Below are 20,503 nucleotides of genomic sequence, written 5' to 3'. Positions count from 1 at the left end.
GCACCTGAGCCTTGGGCCGGAGGATGCCGACGCCCGGGCGCAGTACGAGCGGGATCTCGCCATGATCGATCGGGTTCGCCGGGAGCAGGGCGATCGGGCGGCCCTGGAGTTCGCCCGCGGGTTGAAGGAGTTCACCGGTAGGTATCCGGAACCGGCGGGTGGCCTGCTGGGTGGTGTGAAGTACGACCTGCTCGTGCCCGAGGACCGGGACCGGGGAATCGTGGAGGTGCAGCCCGGTGAGGTGTTCCGCTTCCTCGACACCGAGCCGAACGTGGCGCTCGCGAACGGGCTCGTGCCCAAGGAACCCGACAAGGTCCGGCCCTTGGAGACGCACGTCGGGTCCACCGGACGCACCCAGTTCGTCTCCACGACCTACGATTCCGAACTCAACTACAAGCAACGGCCGTACCGCTACAAGATCGTGCCGTCGGAGACGGGCATCGACGTGGCCGAGACCTTCCAGCGATGGGGTGTCAACTACTCCTTCGGATGGGAGAAGGAGGTCGCCTTCACGGGAGCGATCCCGCCGGCGGACATCGTCGAGATCCGGAACAACAAGACCGGGGAAGTGGTCTGGCACCGTCCGCCCGGTCCGTCCTACGAGTCGTGGCGGCAGCAGTACGACCGGCTGTCAACGTGGGCGGAGAAGGGGAAGGTCGCTGATGTGCCCCTGCCGCTCGCCCGGGCGATCGCGCACCAGGCCGGCGTCAAGCACCTGAGCCTTGGGCCGGAGGATGCCGACGCCCGGGCGCAGTACGAGCGGGATCTCGCCATGATCGATCGGGTTCGCCGGGAGCAGGGCGATCGGGCGGCCCTGGAGTTCGCCCGCGGGTTGAAGGAGTTCACCGGTAGGTATCCGGAACCGGCGGGTGGCCTGCTGGGTGGTGTGAAGTACGACCTGCTCGTGCCCGAGGACCGGGACCGGGGAATCGTGGAGGTGCAGCCCGGTGAGGTGTTCCGCTTCCTCGACACCGAGCCGGACGTGGCGCTCGCGAACAGATACCACGTCGGCACCGACGATGCGCTGCCCCAGAACAGCGCCGCCGCACAAGAAGACGTGCAGGCGCCCACGAATCGCGGTAAGAAGTTCACGCCCCATTCCCTGGCCGTCAAGTACGACATGGGCACCGAGGAGGCAGGCCGCGTGGTCAGGGCTGCCGCACGAGCCGCTGTGGAAGCGGACAAGAAGCCCAACACGGACGGCGTCACCAGCACGTGGTCGCACGGCGCTGGGTTCCGGTTCGTCATCGAGCCGACCTCCCGAGTCGGCCTGAAGCGCACTGTCGTGACGGACGTGGACTTCAGGCCGGGAGACGGGTTCGTGGTCCGCCGTTCGGACCGGTCCGACCGGTTGCCCGAGCCGCTGATCGACGCGGCCCGTGACTTCGCCAAGCGGGATGCGGAGTGGTCGGCCGCCCGCGGCCGGCGCCGCGCCGCCGACCCGCACGGGCTGGGTGACCGCGCCGCCGACCTGGGTGGCTCGCGGATGGAGGAGGAATTCGCCTTCCGCAACGCCACCGAGGCCGAGCACGCCGCGGCATCGGCCTGGTGGCAGGCGAAGCGGGTCTACGAGCAGGAACTCGCGCACGCGCGGCAGGCCCCGGGCCTGTCAGGCGCCGAGCCCGCCGCGCGGGTGGTGTTCCCCACCGACGCCGACCGGCTCCCGTTGGCGGAGCGCAGCAAGCTGTACCCGTTCGTGCGGGAGACGCTGGCGGCGCTCGAGGCCGGTGAGTCGCCAAAGGTGCGGTACCGGGTGCACGGCGACGTTGACTCCCGTCGGGCGGGCAGCGATTTCGCTGCCACGGCCCGCGAACTCGATGTTGTGATCAGACTTCTCCAGTCGACGACGCCAGACCACCAGCGGTTCCGCAGAGACGCATTCGGCCTTGACCCCGAGAGGTCGCCCGCGCCGCACTACGTTCGCTCCGAAGGCCCGACTGAGGTGGAGATCTGGCTCGAGCCCGCCGAGCCCACCCAAGGCGACACAGCGCAGAACTCCCGAGGCCGGTCGGACAACGCAGCACCGCCGCAGCGGCGGGCACCCGAGGACCGTCGGCTCGGCGAGGACAACGAGCCGGTGGTGCGCTCCAGCACCGGAGACCGCGTGGCCGGTCGGGAACGGCAGGAAGCGCCGAGACACTCGACGGGATCCGAGGACCCCGCCCGGCAGCTGCGCAACACCACCGACGGGTCCCCGCGCTTGGACTCCGAAGCGGAGTCGACGAACACCGAGACTGGTGGGACACCGCGGTCCGAACGCCGTAACGACGATGGGGACCAACAGGATTCCACCCGGTTGTCCCCCCGCGAACCGGCCGACGCGGGCACCGTGCGGTCGGACTCGGCCGAAACGGTCCAGCCGATCCGCACCGACCAGTCCACATCGGATGCTTCGGACTCCGGCCCGCACCGGGACGGGGCCCAGCAACCTCGCGAAGACCAGGTTCTCAGCGAGCGGGAACAGTCCGAGCAGTCAAACTCCGCCGACGTGCAGCGCAACCCGGTGACGATTTCCGAGGACTTGGGCAAGTCCGACCACGTTCTGCTTCCGTCAGCGCCGTCCACATCGGGTCTTGACTCCACAGATCGGCAGAACCGGGTGCCGAAGACGACTCACGTAGGCTTGCCCGACAAGGATTTGCGGATTCCCGACGACGCGGACGAGGCGGCGGCCACCCGGCAGGAAGCCGCCCGAATCAAGGCCAACCTCAAGAGCGACTTCGGCATCGGCCTGGACTCCGCCTTCGGTGTCACCGCGATCCGCGGAAGCAACCCAGGAGTCGACCCCAAGATTTTGGACAAGGTCGGGAAGCGCCCGTGGAACATCCAAGAGCTGCAGGGCATCGAATCCGCGCTGGAGCACTATCGCCCAATCCTCGGGGAGAACCGGGTGAACTCCAGCCGCGCCCACGCGGCGCAGGAGGTCACGAGCATCGGCGCGGTGAAGTTCGGCCTGGAGAACAAGAGGTTCAACTACACCATGGGCGGCGAGTACATCGCCTCTCACCGGACGCTCATTGTCTACGGCCCGGCATTGCTGGCCAAGGATTTCGGTGGCTCGCGCGAGATTGAGGGCCTTGTGGTGCACGAAATCGCCCACGGCGTCCTCAAGTACGCGCTGCCCGAGTTCACGGAGAAGTTCGGCACCTGGAATGCCGACGGCAAGCCGAAGCTCGCCGACGGTGCTGAGCCGCCCAACGCCGGTGCCAAGACCGCGACGGAAGACTTCGAGTCCTCCATCAAGTCCTACCTGCTCAGCAAGGACGCCTTCGCGCAACGGTCGCCAAAACACGCCGCCGCCATCGACAATCTCGCCGAACAACACCCCGACCACTTCGTCAAGCGGGAAGGCGAACTGTCCGGCAAGGCGGCTAAACGCATCGCCAAGGAACTCAAGGACGAACTACCTGCTTTCAACGAAGCCACCAGTACGTGGACGGCGGACAACTTCCCCAACTTCGCCGGCGAGTGGCCCATCACCCGCTACGGCGCGACCAACCCCAGCGAGGACCTCGCCGAGACTGCCAAGTACTACTTCCTCGACAATGCCAAACTCCGTGAACGGGCACCGCAACGTGCAGCGTTCTTCGATGAGCTCATCAGTGCATGGACAGCGCACGAGAAGAAGGGGAAAACGGAACGTAAGGACGAGCTCACGGCCGGGCAGGTCGGAGACGACCTGCCCGCCTACCCGCGGGACCAGCTGGCGCTGGACCCGGAGCACCCCCGCGGACGAGGCGATCCAGCGGCAATCGTCGAGGATTCGACCGCAGCCGATACGGCGCCCCGCGTTCTGCTTCCATCGGAGTTGTTGCGGGGCGGGGTGATCTCGCAGGCGTCCCGGTTGTTGCCCAGTGAAGGTGTGTGGGCGGGCGCCGACATCGGCGTCGACGAGAGCCTGATCAGCAACATCGTCGACAAGATGCCGCTGAACGATGGGCAGCGCGACGAGCTGCGGCAGCAGCTGACCGACTATGCGAGCCTGCGTGGTGAGGCTGGCCTGCTGCAGACGCTTTCCGGTGGCAGGACGTTCCGGGTCACGATCGATGATGAACCCAAGGCCGTGTTCCTGCGGCTGGACCGGCACGTGATCCGGCCGGTGAACCTGACCGCGGAGGCGTTCCAGGCCCTGCCGGTGCAGCGAAGCAAGCAGGAGACGGCTCCGAAGCTGAGTGCCAGCAGCACGATTTCCCGTCGGCTCAAGACCACACCTGTGGTGGGGTTCTTCGACGCGGCGGTCGATGCGGTGTCGACGACGGTGAACCTGCGGGTCCTGCCGTTTGTCAGCTGGGGTGGGGATCGCTCGCGCACGACGTCGGGGAAGCAGTGGACGGTGCGGGAGCGCACGGCGAAGCTGGGGGCATTCCGCAGGATCTTCGACGTGAACTTCAACTTGCACTGGGAGATCGACGGACAGTCGCCGGGAGGCGACCGCTTCGACCCGACGGTTCGGCTGGTGTACCCGGACTCGATGCTGGAGAATTCACCGGCCACATTGGACCTGGTTTCGCTCTCCTCCCGGGACGCGGTGGAGTCGGCGGCGAATGCCGCGCCGCGGAATGCGGTCGCGATGCCGTTGGAAGTGCAGCAGTTGATCGCGCACATTGATACCTATGCCAACATCGGCGGTCTGCACCGCAACGTCATGGCCGGGCTGCCGGACTGGGTGCGCCGGGATGCCACGCTGAACAACAACGTTTCCGCGAGCCTCGATTCCGCGCTGCTGGTGGAGGAAACCGCCGAGGGCCTGGTGCATGGCGTGGACATCGCCCACCGCACGGTCTACCCGAAGGCGCTGTCGCGGCCATCCCGGGACTGGTCGAAGCATCCCGAGGTCACCGTGCAGATCGAGCCGAAGCTGGTGGGCTTCGAGCGGATCGGCGGGATCCGCAAGGACGTCGGCAGTGGCGAGACCTGGCGGCGCACGAAGGACGGCCAGCTGGCCAAGAGCGTGCGCTCCACCGGCGAGGGCGGGCTGCGGCTGCGTATTCTTCCGCAGCTGGGCAAGGTCGAGGTGGATGGGCACAAGAGCCCGTTGCGGATCGGACCGCTGGCGCAGATGTCGGTGTCGTCCACGCGCCAGGAGTCCTACACGGGTAGGTCGGGCGGCAAGTCCAAGGACAAGTCCATCGAGCGGGACGGCATGCAGCGGTACCGCATCGACCTGTCCCTCGGTGGGCAGTTCACGGCGCGCCCGGGTGGAAAGGGCACGCCTGCGCCGACGACGGTCGACGACAGCCCCGGTTCCGTGTACGTGTGGGTCCGCGCGGACGACGTGGCCGAGTTCGAGGATGTGCTCAACCACGCGCTGAACCCGCACGCCGAGGGACCGGTTCCGGGTGGGTCGAGGGACACCGGCCTATCCGACCTGGTGGAGCGTGAGCGGGTCCGCGCTGTTCTCGACGGCGACGGCATGTTCAAGGACCCGGTCACGTTGCGCGACGGCGGGCGGCTCCGTGAGGAGGCCATGCAGCACATACAGCAACGCTTGGCCGCTGACGGGGTCGAGCTGAGCGATGCGCAGTGGGCGGGCGTGTCTAAGCAGCTGAGCGGGCTCGGCCCGCACAAGCTGCTGGCCAAGTTCGACGGCATCACCGGTGAGGGCGCCCACCCGCACCGCAGCGAGGTCACCGCTGGCGACCGGAAGTTCACCTTCTACATCACGGGCGATCTCGGCGAGGTCACCGGCCGTCGTGGACTGGCAGAGGATGCGAACTTCAGCGCGACCCGTTCGCGGGGCTCGGGCTGGCAGACCAAGGTGAAGGGCTCATTCGGCTGGGGCGCGTCCGTCAGCTTCTGGGCTCGCGCGACGGCCCGGCCCGACGGCTACGGTGCTTCCACCTACCTGGGCGGGGTCATCGGCGCGGGGGGCAAGGGAGACCGGGGAGTCGGCGGCGGGCACGGCAGCAGCGCCGAATCGGAACTGCGGGTGAAGTACACCGGCAAGGCCGACCGGGTGTCCCGCGCGGTCGACCTCCGCATGAGTGTCCACGAAACCCGGCAGCGGGCCCGGGGACTGGGGAGCACGCTGGAGGGCAGCGCACAGACGCACTTCGTGGTTCCGGCGGAGGTGGACTACCGGGTCGCCCGGTTCCTGTTGGACGCCGACCGGAGCCGCACCGCTGCAGACCAGGTGGGTGAGCTCACGGAAGCCACCCGGGCTGACATGCGCGACGCGGCGGTCGTGTTGGTCGACGACCTCTACAACAGGGCCAACCAGGCGTTCCGGGACGTGCAGATCGCGGCGGCGCGGGCGGCGAAGGACGGCAAGTACGAGCGGGCGCGGTTGCGGCTGGCGGAATCGTGGGACACGGCTGGCGCGGTGGTCGCCGACTTCTACGACCGCGCCGGTGACAAGGTCCAGGAGAAGTGGCGGGAGGCCACGGGCCGGGAGAACGAGCCGGCATCGCCCCGGCAGCGGGAAACGCGCGACCACGGCCCGCAGTACGTGATGGACCTCGACCGGGACTGGTGGCAGACCCGGCTGGCGGGAATGTTCCACGGCACACAGGTGCGCGATGAGGGTGGCCGTCGGGGACTGTTGTTCGACCGGATGCAGCGCGGTGGCGTTGAGCTGCAGGTGCACAACGAGCGTTCGCTCGGGCCGGTGGAGGGCGGCGCGCAGTGGGAGAACGTCACCAGGTCCGAGCTGTCGGTCTCGCAAGAGCACAGCAAGGGCGTTGCCGCCGAGACATCGGCGCAGTTCATCTGGGGTGTCGGTGACGCGACGGCCGGCTTCGGGATGCGCGTCTCCGGGGGCCACGAGGACTCCCTGACCGGCACGGCGAAGACGAGTTCGGCCCGCAAGACACGGTTGGAGCTGTTCACCGGGGACCTGGTGCTGAAGGTCCAGGCGGATGCCTGGCAGGAGCTGTCGGGCCAGCCCAACCGGAAATGGGATCCAATCAGCCCTTTCCCCACCGGTGCGAGCACCGAGACCGTGGATGTGGTCATCCCGGGCGGGCTGCTGTACGTCAAGCCTGAATCCGTGAAGGGCGGCCCGGCCGGGGAAACGCCGGCGGGCGTGCCGTTGCCCGATGACCTGCCGTTGCTGCGCGACCTGGGCAAGGGCCTCGACAAGAGCGTCACGGTCACCAGATTCACCGTAGATCAGGACCGGACGCCGGGCCCGGAGAAGCTGTCGGAGCGGGCGATCCGGGCGTTCGCACACGCCGCCCCAGAGTTGTTCCCCAAGTGGGATCCCGATTCGGGCGCGCCGGCACCACTGTTCGATGCGACGCAGGCGCTGCGACAGCTCGACGAGGAGGCGGGCGTTCGCCAGCTGCTCAACGGCAAGTGGGAGCGGACCCTGTTCCGCTCCCAGTGGTTCGGCACGAACTACTACACGTTCACCGCACGTGCCAAGCAGGTGCGGGGCGGCGCCGAGCGTGTTTTCCAGGGCGACGGGGAGACTTCCGGTTACTCGGAGGTCAAGGGCACGCGGGGGCTCGGCGAGAACAGTTCCCGTGGTGCCAGCGGGGGAGTGGGCTTCGGTCTGAGCGTGGAGATACCGGGCGAGCTCACGGCTCTGCCGGACACCACCACGCTGCTGCCCAGCGCGCCGCTGGGCACGTCCACCGAGAGCGGCAGCGACCAGTCCACCGGCGTCGACGGCTTCCGGCAGGACCGCGTGGGGACCGGCGATCAGGCGGCAGTGCGGGCGCCAGTGGAGGTGGAGTTCACAGTCCACAAGTTCAAGGCACCGCCGCTGCTGCTATCGACCATCACCGAGGGCAAGGCGGGCCCGTCCAGCTACAAGCACGAGAAGCGGCGGGAAGTCTCCTTGCCGCGCGAGCTGAAGACGGTGCGGGGCACCGTGGACCTGGCCGCGCCGGAATTCCTCTTGCGCGAACGCCAAGGCGCCGGGACCGGCGGAGTACAGAGCGACATCACCGAAGAAGCGCGCCGCGCGTCGTCGTTCCAGCTCGCCAAGGCGATCGAGGATGACCAACTCGCGGAGAAGGTGGTGGAGCGCATGGCCAATTCCTCGGGCCATCCTGACCTCATCCGCCGCTGGTTCGGCCCCGGCACTCCACACCGGGCCAAGCTCGACGCGCTGTTCTCCCCGTCGATGGTGGTCCCGAACCTCGGCAACGAGAAACAGTTCCTTGCCGAGGATGGCTACAGCACCGAGTTCCGGATCCAGGACAAGGCCGTGGCGGAGTCCTGGCAGATCCAGTTGCGTCCGCGGCTTATCGACCCGGGCTTCAAGTACGAGTGGGTAGAGACGGAGCACAGGACCAAGCACGGCGAGGCCCATTCCGAAAGCAACGCCGACACTCATGACAGAAGCGGCAACGCCGGGATGGGCTTTGCGGTGTTTGGCAGCACCGCCGCCACGTACGGAGGCCTCGAACTCGGAAGCGGGCGCAGCCATTCCAGCTCCGAGGGCATGTCCAACGCCACCCAGCTGGAACACATCGCCAGGTCCAGGAACCTCACGTGGCGCCGCTACGACGCGGTTCCGATGTACGACGTCGTCATCCGTTCCAAGCGGCACTTCGCATCGAACTGGACCGAACGCGGCCACCTGAAGGGCGACGAAGCACTGGTCGGAGGGAAGGTCGACTTCGACGTCACGAAGTCCGAAGCCGCCCCCTTCGATCACGCCACTGTGCCGCAGGGCACCGACGGAACGCGGCAGACGCTGCCGACGACCCCGGGAGAACCGGAGAGTTCAGTCAGGCCGCGGGAGCCCGAGACTCAGATCACCCGTGAGGTCGCCGCGGTGTCGTTGGCGAACGACCGTGGCGAGCAGGTCGGTGCGGCCTGGCTGCTGGCCGCCGGCGAGCAGTCGGCCGAGCCCACCGCTGTCGAGCAGGCGCCGGATGTTCCTGGTCCGTTGGCGGATGCTGCCGACGCCGCGTCGGCAGCGCCGTCTGATGTGGATGTTCCGTTCGTGCGCGGTTCGGTTCGGGTGGGTGCAGGTTTTCCCGGCAGGGGTAGGGCCAGGACGACGGATCCGGTGTTGATGAATCGGCTCGGCGGTGCCGGTGAACTGATGCGAATCAGAGGTTTCTGGGACCGTGTGCGGGGTTCGGTTCAGCGGGCCGAGCCACGGGTGGATGACAATGCCCGGTTGCCGGATGATGGTTCGATCACGACGGCCGACCCCGGCTCGCGGTCTGGTTCCGCGGTGTCCGGTCCGGACAGTCCCACATCTCTCGCTGATGCGAACAGGTCCGGTACCTGGCCTGGGCGCGTCGACCCTCGTGATCTCAAATCGTCCACAGTGGATATCGATCGGAACGAGCCGGCAGGTGCTGGCGTGTTCGGGGCGCCGCAACCGTCTGTGGCGGATCGGTCGTTTGCGAGCTACGACCAGGTCGCGCACGGGCTGCCCGAGCTGGAGCTGTCTGAGGCGGCGGTGCGGGCGAAGGTGGCGCAGTATGCCGCGCTGGCCTCTGGTGGCACGCTTGAACACCGGGCACTCCCAGCGGCTACGCGCACGCAGTTCGAGGCGTTGAACGACGTGCTTGCCGAGCGCTATGACCAGGCCATCAAGCAGCGAGTGCGCGCGTTCGCCAACGAGGCGTTGCTGGCCGCGAGCCTGGTGCCGACGCGAGAGGAGTCCAGGCGCTCGAAGCGTTCCGGCCATGGCGTCGAGGTGGATCGCCGGGCGATCCAGCCGATCTCGCCGGCCCGGCTCACCCAATTGCTCGACGAGATACGCAGCATCGTCGCTGTTGGCGGTGATCCATTTACGCTGTCCTCTTCGCCGTTGCACGGTCTGGCGATCCCGGCGGGCGCGGCGTTGCCGGTGCGCTTGGCCATGCTCGGACTCGTGAATCTCGGCACCGAGAGCAGAGCGGCTGTGCTCGCCGGGCCGCTGTTCACCGCGCTGCTGGCGAACCCGGCGGTGCTCACCGAGTCACTCTTCGCGGCCACCGGCCATGAGGAGCAGTACTTCCTGAACACCTGCGTGGCCGCGGCCGTCGATGTGAGTGTTCGCAACCGAGTGCCGACCATCGCGGCGTTGCTTGACCTCGGCCGTTCGGTGGCGGACATGACCAACGACGAGTTGCTCAGTACGCCGCCGGACGTCCGGGCCCAGGCTGACCGGCTCTTCGGTCGATCGCTAGACGACATGGTCCGCACGCGGGTTGCGAACGCGAGAAGCGAGTTCGCCGCCATCGAACGACGCGCCATGGAACTAGTCGGCTCGGACCAGACCGCGCCGTCGGTGCGCACGGAATGGCGTGACCTCAGCGAGCGCTGGGGCCGGTCTATGCAGAAGCTCGCGGGTGCCAGCCGCGAGAGCGATACGGTGCCGGTACTCACCCGCAAGGTGCTCAAAGACCACTGGCGCGCGAGTGCGGTGCTGATGTCGCCACTCGCCCTGGACCGCGGCAGCCGCAGGCTCCTCGGCGTCGACGGGCCGGCCTATGTCGCCAAGTTCCAAGAGAGGCTGGCACCCGATCCAGACGGGAACCCGTTCGGAGGCAACGGCATTTTCGCTGAATGGGGCCGCTTCGGTGTCGCGCTGGCACCGAGACTGGCGTCATCTGTGCAGCGCGCGAACTTCTGGCAACGGCTCGCACATCGCGGCGGAGTCGCGGTCGCCACCCCGGGTCACATGGTCTACCTAAACGCGGCCACTGTGGACGAGCGTCCTGTGTTCGTGATGAACGATGCGATGAAGTCGTACCCGACGATGCTGACGCCCGAACAGTTCGCCGCCTGGGCGACGAAGATGGGCGCCAACCTGAGCTCGGCATCCTTGCCCGTGCTCGCTGACGACAAGCATGCCAATGCCGGGCAGCCGCGACTCAACGCGCAAGACCGGCTCGTGCGGATGCCCCTCCAGTACGGGTCCGGTCAGTACGCCGGGACGTCCTTCCCGACGGAGGCGAGTCGGCAGGAGCGGCGTCCGAGCGGCATGTCTTCAGACGGTGTGTCGTCGGTGTTCGATTCGGTGCTGGGCGGAGGGCCGCGTGAGTCGGACACGACGGTCGGGACCGATCCCGACCCTGCTGCGGACATTGCGGGCCGGACCACCAGCAGCCTTAACAGGTTCGGTGTCGATCCGGGTGAACTGGACGCCGTGGCACTCGTCGAGGTCGACGTGGATAAGGTCGACATCTTCGGCCCGGCTTGGCGGACGTCGCGCGAGCCGCTGTACCGGTACGACGATCGCCACCCGAAACAGTTGTTCGCCGAGGGTTTCCGGCCGCTCGACCTGCGCAACTACGACCTGATGAGCAGGATCGTCGCAGACGCGCCCAGCATGTACGTGTCCTCGACTAGCGATCCGAAGCTGCACGTCAATCCGTTGAGCGGCGGATCGTACGCAGGCCGGTTCCGCTACGTGATCGACGCACCTGGCGGCATCGTCGTCAACGACACCATGCTCGCGTACTCGGAGCTCTGCGAGCACGAGAAAGAGGTCGCGTTCGCGGGCGGCATCAAGCCCCGGTTCATCAAGGGAGCGCACGCGGTCAACGCCGACGGCAGCCTCGGCGCCTACTACCCCAACCCCGCTTTCCGGCCTGAAACCGACGTCGAGGCGGGATCGAACCCAGAGTGGGCACCGGTGAGGACCAAGTCGGCGCCCGCGCGGGCCATCTCCACCGCGCGTGATGGTGGTCGCCCGGCGCAGCGGCGCCCTCGCCGTGACGACGACAGCCCGGGACCAGAGCGCCCGGCGCGGAGGCGGCGTCTCGCGCCGTACGGAGAGTCGGCCGAGTCCTCCTCGCACTCGTCCGGAGGCGTCCTCGTCTCCTCCGACGACGCACAGCTGAGCCGATGGAACACAGTGCACGACGCCATGCCGTCGCGGGCCACCGAGGGCGAACCCGAGCCGTTCTACGTGTTCGTCACAGCCCGAGATGGCGGCTTCGACAACGACGGCGATCTGCTCACCGGCGCGGCGCTCGCCCGGTCGCTCGCCCTCCACGACCACTACCGGGCCGCGCTGGCCGCGGAGCCGCACGTACCGGTGACGGTGGTCATCGACGATCCGACCCGCTCCATCGACTCATCCTCGGCGCTGAGAGAGTTCGCGGACACGTTGCGCGGCAACGGTTCCTACCGCGAGGTGACCGTCGCGGATCGACTCGTGGCCGACCTGCCGCACGAGGGCGGGTTCCACCGCGTTTCTCGCCTCCGCCCGGACGACGTCGACTGGCTACCACTGGTCGATGCGCGGAACAAGACCTACGGCGTCGGGTTCCCCGCAACCGTAGGTTCCAGGCAGGCCCTCGAATACTTCGAGCAGTACTCCACCGCCGCGGCCAGGAGGCTCCTGGCAGAGAAGGAGGTCGTCGACGAAGACGCGGCCGCATCCTTGCACAGTGTCGGCAGCCTTGGCACCACCGATACCGGAGACAGTGATAACGAGGGCTATGGACACGAGGTCATCGCGCCTTGGTCGGGGTCACTCGAGCAGGGTCGGGTTGAACCGCTGCGGTTGATGCTCGAGGCCAAGGCGGGTAGGTACGTCGTCATGCTCACGCAGGGCGAGCGGCAGGTCAGGGTCGACGGCGTGGAAGTCATCGCGCTGGCCCTCGCGACGGACGTGTTCAGACAAGCTCTCCAGAACCGGGTGCGGCCGTCGGTCGTCATCGCGACCGAGGAGCTTACGAAGGGCGACGGCCTGAACTCGAACACGGCAATCGCGGCGCTGAACCGCCTCGCCGGCCCCTGGCACGGGTTCTCCTACGCCGGCTCGGTGGCGATGGACGGGCTGGGGCACCTGCGGGTGCCGCCGGGGGAGCGGTTCACCGAGTCGCCGTTGGCCCTCGCCGACGTCGCGCACGTTGCCACCGGCTCGGTCTTCGGCTTCCCCTCGGACGCCGACCACGCCGGCCGGCTCGAGCGGTTCGCGGCAGCGTTCGACCAAGGAACTGCGTCCGTCGACGGTCCGTGGGGCGAGCAAAGACCGATTTTCGTCTCGCTCGACGGCGCCGAGCGTCATGCCGACGTGCGGCTGACCAACGGACAGATCGCCGAAGCCGAGGGCACACAGGTCGGTCGACTGTTGCTGGAGCACCCCGGTTTCCGCGCCCTGCTGGAGAATGAGCGGGACCGGCCGGTTGTGCTCGTGTCCGCTCATGGCGGGGCGCGCAGGAATTTCGGCGGGCTCGGCTTCGACATCGCGGGCACGTGGCGCGAAGCGGGTTTCTTCCCGACGGTCTACGCCCTCACCGGTGGCGGCGTGATCGAACCAGGTGGCATCGCGCTCGCCGACGGCTCCGCGTTCACGGAGGTCTCGAATTGGCGCGCAGGCGATCTGAAGATCACCACGATGTCCGACGCCAAGTCCGAGATCAAGTTCTACGTCTTGCACTCGCCCGACGACGACGGCTTCGTCCCCCGGCTTCAGAACTGGCTCGACAGCGCCGGTGACGCCACCGTCAGCTCCTACGTCGACTCGTTGGGGGAGCGCCACGACACGCCGTGGGATCCGGAAGTACCACCGGGTTTCGTCGTGGCGCAGTCCTCGGGGAACGGCTTCCGCGCGCTTCGACGAGACGGTAAGGCCGTCACACTGTCCGTCACCGAGGGGGCCCAGGCCCTGCGCGACGACGATAAGCTTCGGTGGGTGCTGGGCGAGACGGGCGAGGTCCCGCTGGTGCTGGCCGTCGTCGGCCCACCGGTCGATCTCGACGCCTTCGCGGTGGGCATGGTTCCCGGTGGTTTCTCGCGCGAGATGTTCGAACCGATCGAGATCTCGTTCGACTTGCCCGGCACGCTGCGTGTCGATGACGGTTTCCAGACCGTCTCAGCGATAACACCCGACCCCGGCGACCTCGTCAGCTACCCGCACATGCGGCTGGACGGCATCGTGCACGGCCAGTACTTTCCGACCGGCGATCTCGACGCGCCGATGGACGAGCTCAACGGCCTGCGTTACGTCGGTGACGCCCAGCGGACCTACATCAGGCAGGTACCCGCATCGGAGAGTCTCGTGGGAACGGGTTTCTCTCGCCGGAGATCGCCGTGGGCAGGAAAGGACCCGTGGATCGTCGACGGACACGGTACTGCGGACGACGGATTGTCCTTCGCAATGGCCACCGGACGGCCACACGTTCGCGGTGACGTCCTGGAGCTCATCGGGCCGGACGCGGCGCGGGCGATCTATGGCAGCGAGATCTTCCGGCAGGCAGGCGGCAGCGACCGGGTCCTGTTGGGGCACTGCGAGACCAACAAGGTCAGCGTCGTCCTGCCCGGCGGCGTCACGCAGGCCCAATTGGTCAAGCAGGCGTGGGAACAGGACTTTGGCGCGGTCACCATGTTCGGTGCTACCGAGGAGACCCAGCTCAGCGCTGCGGGAACGCGGACCGTGTTGAACGGTGGCTACTACTTGGAGGTCGGCCTCCCCGGTGCGTCGGTGCAAGAGGAGTCGGCGACGTCGCCCGTGGGCAGGCGCGAGGCCCTGTCCTCGGGCGACCCGTCGTTGCGGATGGGCGGTGCCACCTCCCGTGCGGTGGCCGCAGGTGTGCCGTACACATCCAGCAAGGAGCTGCTGGCGAAGCCCGATGAGATGTCGGTGCCGGATGACAACACTGGAAATGGGATCGCCCGTCGGCAAGGTGAGATCACGAAGGCTGCCGCTGTCGATGCCGCGGTGGAGCTAAGAGGCCGCGACCGGCCCGCACCCGCTGTTCCCGCAGCTGTCCAGGTGGTGCAGCGGTACGGGCTGCTGCACTTTCCGGCGGGCACCGCCTCGCCCATAGCCGAGGGTCTCGGCGATGTCGACGACGCGCTCAACGCCTACGTGCGGGTCGACGACCAAGGCCAGGTCACCTCATCGCAGCTGCCCGTGCCGCACTACTCGCCGGACTCGGTCGTCCTTGTCATCGACGATGCGAACCCCGGCACCCTGCGCGACGTGATCGGCTCCGAGTTGATGCGCGGACTCGCGGCGCGTGACCAGCAGGCACCGGTTGTGCTAGTCGGGTTGGCAGCGTCCGACAACATCGCGGCGCAGGTCGCCGAGCTGCTTCAGCAGGCGGGACACGCGCGCATGCTCGTGTTCGCGAACGGCCCCTCCGGGGTGCGGACCGAGGACGGGAAGTACTGGGTCCGCGCGGACACCGAGTTCGCGACCTTGCGCACGGAGTTCGGAGAGATCGACGTCAACGCCACGCTCGACATCGCCTCGCCTTTCCCGGACCAGCTGGAGATCACGTTCCCCGGCGGGGTGCGCGCGGAGTACGTGACGGGGTTCCAGCACCTCGACGGCGACAGCCCGCAGGGGGAGGTGCTGCCGATGCTGGCGGAGCCCGTCACCGTGTCGGTTCTGGGGGCGCCGACCGACCAACCTGCGCCCGATCGCAGGCGCGCACGCGCCGACGCGGACGAGCCGGACGTCGGGGAGCCGGTGGCGAAGCGACCTCGGACGTCGGGTGTGGACGGTGATCCGCTGAGGCAGCTCGCTGACGAGCTTGCGCTTATCCACCGGCACCTCGCAGCGTTGCCGGACGGGTTCCGCCCCGACCTGCGGACTCAGGCGGCGCTGTTCGACGACCAGGCGCGAGCGAACCTGACCGAGACCCCCGGCCGGCTGGCGGCCGTTCGCGAGCTGGTCGCTCAACTGCGGGAGGCCCGGCTTGAGCAGATGACGCAGATCCACGACATCGCGCTGAGTGAGTCCACCGGCGGTGGCAATCCGCTGACCTTCTTCGAGGACGGTGTGCCCGGCGGCGTCACGAGCAAACCGGATGCTTGGTTCGGCTTCGAGATCGAGTTCCAGATGTTCGGCCAGGAGTATCCCGAGGTGGTCAAGACACTGGGTCGACGGCTTGGGGCCAAGGGCTACGTCGACTTCGATTTTCTCCTCACCGAACTCAATCGCAGTGAGGGCGAGGAAGGCCAGGACGTTCCGGCGGTCAGCGGCATGGACGGGCGGAGCTGGTACTACCCGACGCGCGGAGAGAGCATGCGCGACGCGGTCGCAGTGGCGGGGAGGATGCCGCGCTACGACGGCGCGGAGATCGTCGCCGCCACGCTGACGCCCAACGCGGACACCGTCGAGGTGTGGCTCGGCGACCCCGTTCCGTTCGCCCATTTCGCGAAGGCGTTGAGGAAGCGCCAGGTGACGGCGGACGCGGAGGAAACCGTCGAGCTGGACGAGACTCCCCGACTGGTGCTCGCGGTGTCCGGTGGCACGCGCGGACTCGACCTCGACGAGGTCGACGAGGACAGCGAGCACGACGACGAGGTCGACGAGGACAGCGAGCACGACGACGAGGACGACGCGGACGGCGAGCTCAGCGAGGAAGACCTCCAGCTGCCCTTCGGTAAGTCGGTGCTCACCTACCTCGATAGCCCAGTGCTGGTGACCGGGGGACAGGTGTGGCTCACCGATGACAACCGCATCGAGTCGGACTCCGAATGGATCGAGCTGCGTCCTGGGGCGCTACCGTTCCGGACGGGGGCTACCGAGGTCGAGGAAGCGTTGCGCCGCGCTCGTGCCGAGGCGTTCGCGGGTCCGAACGAGCGGTCATCGTCGGACAAGTGGCTGATGGTCGTGGAAAAGGCGCACAAGTGGGGCGTCGAGGTGGTTTCACCGGTCATGCCCGGCGACCCCGCGACGTGGGCGGAACTGAAGAGGGTGCTCAAGGCGATCCGGGCGCACCGCGCCGCCAACGGCGAGCGGCCCGACGCGTCCACCACTGGTGGGCACGTGAATTTCAGTTTCACGGACCAGCTCGAGTTCTCCCACTACGGCTGGCTGGCGCGGTTGAACAAGGCATTCGAGACGGTGCTCTACCGGCTGGGCAACCACTACGGCGCGGGCGCGCCGCACCGAAACCTGTGGGCGGTCGGCCCAAACCCGTTGCCGCTCCACCCAGCCGAGATCGACTCGGTCGACGACGTGCGCGAGTTGAACGAAAGCAGGAACGAAGCCATCAACTTCCTGCACGTCGAGGGCGAGGCCGATGACAGGGTGGAGTTCCGGTTCTGGGCGGGCAGCTTGGATCCGGCGGTGTGGCAGGTGCATGCCGAGCTGTCGGCCGCAATGGCGCTCGCAGCCAAAGATCCGTCGATCCATCGACGGCTGGACGCGCTCATGGCTGAACCCAGGCTGCTGGGGCCGGTGCCGTCGCCCGCCGATCGGGACGGCGCGCTGAATGAGTTGCTGGACTTCCTTGAACTACTGCCCCTCAGTCCGGCCGCGCATGAGCAGGCCGTCCGGCTCTTCGCCTGGACCGGCTGGTGGTCGCCGCAGCGAAACGATATGCACCTGCGCACACAGATGCTCAGCGGCCCCGGTGGGCGAAACTGGTATTACCCGACGCTCGGAGAGGGTGTGCCCGACGCGATCGCGACGGTCGGGAGAATGCCCCGGTACGACGGCGTGGAAGTCGTCGCCGCCACGCTGACCGCCGGTGTGGATACAGTCGAGATGTGGTACGGAGAAGCTGTCGCGTTCACCGCGTTCGCGACGATGTTGGACGAGCGCGGCGTCATGGTGAACGCGAGCCGCGACCTCGCGGAACCCGCCGGGGACACGTATCTAGTGCTCGCGGTTTCTGAAGGCACTCGCGGACTCGACCTCAACGCAGTCGTCGAGGTGAGGGACGAGGAGAGCGCCGAGGCTCGGCACGGCGAGGCAGGTCAGCAGGGGACGGACGCACCGGCCACATTCGTGAAGCTGGTGCTCGAGGCGGTCGACAGCCCGGTGCTGGCGACCGGGGGACAGGTGCGGATCACCGACAACGGCCGCATCGAGTCGGATTCCGAGTGGATCGAGCTGCGGCCGGGAGCGGCACCGTTTCGCACCGGGGCGACCGAGGTCGGCGAGGCGCTGGGGCGGGCCCAAGCCGCCAGTCCGGTCGACCACGAGGATCATGAGGCGGACGAGGTCGCCGAGCAGCCGGCTCTGCCGGAGCTGTACTACCTCCCATCGACAGTCATGCACGGTCAAGTAGGCCAGACGGACCGGGCAGTCTGGCCCGCTCCGGTGCAGGCGCCCGCACATCAGGCGACCGCGGACGCCATCAACTGGTTGCTGCCCGCTAACGTGTACGGCAACCAGAACGTGCTGACCGTGGCACACAGCCCGTCCGATGCCGTGAAGAGGGCTGATGTCTTCAGCTCGTACAGCGACCACTCCGAACGGGTGCACGCGCGGAGCACCAAGATGGGTGACGGCACGGTCAAGGTCGTCGAAACTCCCGCGCCTTGGGCCGATGACACGAGAGTCGTGCACATCGTGCTACCGCTGTACGGGAACCTGTTCCGCGTGCCGCTGCTGGACGGCCGCTTCGCACTGCTCACGCCCTGGCAGATGGCGGAGGGCGTCGCCGCTTCTGGGTTATTCGAACACCTGATGGCGGGGGAGCTGCGGCCGACGGTGGCCCTGCACAGCGAGATGGCCTACGGGCAGCCGGGTGACGACCAGGCCAGCATGGCTTTCCTGGAGGAGCTGTTTGAGTTGAGAGGGCCGTTTAAGTCCTTTCACTTCGTCGGCCCGCTCCGTCACCCCCATCTAGGCGTCCGGGAGATCGATCGCCCGTTCGTTCCTGGCCCTGCGCTCACGCTTAAGGACGTCCGACACGACGCGCGCGGCGAAGTCATCACCTTCGACCCGGGGCGTCCCGCAGACGAGAGCGTCGCCACTTCGGAGGAGACGCTCGTTGTGCGGCTGACCGGTGGGGAGCGCGCCGCGAGGGTCGTGCTGTCCAACGGTGTGCACGCCGATCTCGGGGGTGCCGAGTTGGGGGCGCTGGTGCTGAGCCATCCCCTCTTCCGGGCGTTGCTCGACAACAAGTGGCGGGTGCTGCTCGACACGGATGCGACCGAGGTGCGGGTCAATTACGGCGGCGTGGGTTTTGACTTCGCGGGTGCGTTGCGCGAGGCGAAGTTCTTCAACGACGTGCGTCTTCGTGCCGCCAATGGCGAGGAGACGACCGTGTCGGTCCCGCGGGCCGAGGACCTTAGCACGGAGGCGATCTACGACAAGAATCGCGAGACTTTCGGACTGTTCCCGCGCTACCCCGGTGACACGTCGACGCTGAATCGGGTGCGGCGCTGGGGGCGCGAAACCATTCCTGCGTTCCACAGCTACCTGTCGGGTGACGGGTCGTGGGCGGACGTGCCGTGGAGCCCGGAAGACCGCCCTTGGATGATCTTCGCTCGGCTCGATCCCGACGATGGCGCGGGCTACGTCGTAGAGCTGGCCGACCATACAAAGCATCACTTGAGCCCGTACGATTTCGGCCGGTATCTGTGCGACCTTCCCGAACTCCGTGACGTGATGGTCAAGGGAAAGTCGTTCCTCGTGCTGGCCATCGGCGGTGCTGTCGTCGGGCTCAAGGAAATCGCCGCCGGTGCCCTTTCCGCGGGGTTCTCGCGAACATGGTACGGCTCGAAGGGCAGGACGACCTTCAAGCCGGACGGCATCCTCTCAGTGGCCGCGGCGGGCTTCGAGCGGATCGACCCGATCACGCCCGGTCCCGAGCACTTGGCGAGTTACGAGCTGGCGAGCGCCAGACTGGGCGTGCGAGGCCGGTTCTTCCCGTCCAACCTCTTCGACCGCGCGCAGGCACCTTGGATCGCCGACAGGTCCCGGTGGCTGAACAACCGGATCCACTTCAGCGTCCTGACCGACCTGATCGAGGGTCAGCCGACTGACCCGACCGTGATATACCGCTCCGTCCCGTACCTCACTCCCGGCCGGGCGGACCCCCTCCGCGCGTTGCTTGTCGGAATGCACGGTGACGTGAACAGCGGGTTTAAGTTCCAGATGACCACCAACCGCCCCCACCACCTTGGAGACACCGTAGTGCTGTCGGGGGCCCCGAGCGCAAACGCGATCACTGCCAGCCAGTTGTTCCGGCTCGCGGCGCCGGCCCAGGTGGAGGAGCTGATCCTGATCAGCTGCAGCGCGGACGCCGTATCCAAGGAGGACGGGATCAGCTCGGTGTCCCGGATGCTGGCGGGCTGGGACCGCGGGCTGCAACTACCGAGAGTGATCGCAGCGAACGGCACAGTGGCCGTGGGGCAACTCAACGGTGTCAGGTTGGTGTACAACGGTAACTTCCGTGAGGTGCTCCCCCCGGGTGTGGTCCAGTCCGAGGATATTCCGCTGAGCGACCTCGCGACCGACCAGATCCCCGGAGCGTGGTTGATCGGCAACGACGACACCGACCTGCGCCGCCTCGCCCGCCGGGTCGCGCGGTCCACGGCGTGGCGGCTATGCAACAGAGCGCCGCTGCCCGAGGTAACGATCCACGGCTACGGCGTCGACCCTGCGGCAGGGCAGGCACAGGCAGAGCGGGCAGCCACGGTCTACTACAGCGAGCTATGGAACGAGTTCAAGCGGCTAGACGGTATGGACCTGCCGGTGACGTCCGAGGTCCCGCTGCGGACGTTCACGTGGACCCACGCCGAACTGCTGGCCAGCGGGCCCCTGCCCGACGCAAAGGTGATTGTTGACCTGGTCGCCTGTGAGCTGGGTGGGTCGGCACTGACCCGGGGCTTTGGCGGCTACGAAGAGATCATGCGCGCATTTGCCTGGCTCGACCCTCGACAGCGTCCCCGGCGCCCCTAG

At 67.7% G+C, this 20,503-nt stretch carries 1 protein-coding gene (cut by a window edge); it reads left to right on the top strand.

The features are described 5' to 3' along the window. On the top strand, nucleotides 1-20,503 hold the final stretch of the coding sequence (locus tag AC07FN_RS33495; RefSeq protein WP_478399218.1) for a scabin-related ADP-ribosyltransferase. Its footprint begins 22,823 nt before the window's first position; the window shows 20,503 of its 43,326 coding nt (coding positions 22,824-43,326); its start codon lies beyond the left edge, outside the window; its stop codon occupies nucleotides 20,501-20,503.

Source organism: Saccharopolyspora sp. NPDC045941, assembly GCF_056431445.1.
Note: the sequence above shows the minus strand (reverse complement) of the source record. Positions and strands in the feature narration are given on the sequence as shown.